This is a genomic window from Bradyrhizobium sp. (assembly GCF_016462955.1).
In the GTDB taxonomy this organism is placed as follows: Bacteria; Pseudomonadota; Alphaproteobacteria; order Rhizobiales; family Xanthobacteraceae; genus Bradyrhizobium.
Map to the genome: position 1 here is coordinate 1 of NZ_JAEMSD010000063.1, position 608 is coordinate 608.

1 protein-coding gene is annotated in these 608 nt (G+C 67.3%); it reads right to left on the reverse strand.

Annotation, left to right across the window (positions count from 1 at the left end):
* On the reverse strand, window positions 1-608 hold a 608-nt coding region (locus JHD07_RS09685; protein ID WP_291621430.1), incomplete at both ends, for an IS66 family transposase.

Consider the following 608-nt stretch of genomic DNA (forward strand, 5'->3'; position numbering starts at 1 on the left):
ACGTCGGCGAGCCAGGCCTTCGGGTCGATGTCGTTGAGGCGGGCCGTGGTGATCAGCGTGAGCATGACGGCGGCGCGATCGGCGCCGCGCTGCGAACCGGCGAAGGTCCAGTTGCGTCGCCCGAGGGCGATGCCGCGCAGCGCTCTTTCGGCAGCGTTATTGCTCAAGCAGATCCTGCCGTCGTCGAGGAAGCGGGCAAAGTCGCCCCAGCGCCGGAGCATGTAGTTGATCGGCTTCAGGACCTCGGCGGAGCGCGAGAGGGTTTCGCGCTCGCGCAGCAGCCAGGCCTGCATCTCATCGAGAAGCGGCTTGCTCTTCTCCTGGCGCACGGCCCGCCGCTCGGTGGCGGTCTTGCCGTTGATGGCGCGCTCGATCTCGAACAGCGCGTCGAGGCGCCTGACGGCCTCCAGGGCGATCGGGGAGATCGGTTTGCCCTTCACGCCGTCTCGGGCCCTCTTCGCGATATCGGCCAGTTCGAAGAAGCCGCGCCGGGCATGGGCGAAGCAAAACGCCGGCGTGATGGGCTGATCCTTCCGTTGCGGGTCGAACAGCGGCTCGAAGCCACCATAGCAGTCGCACTGAAGGATGCCGCTGAACCCGGCCAGATG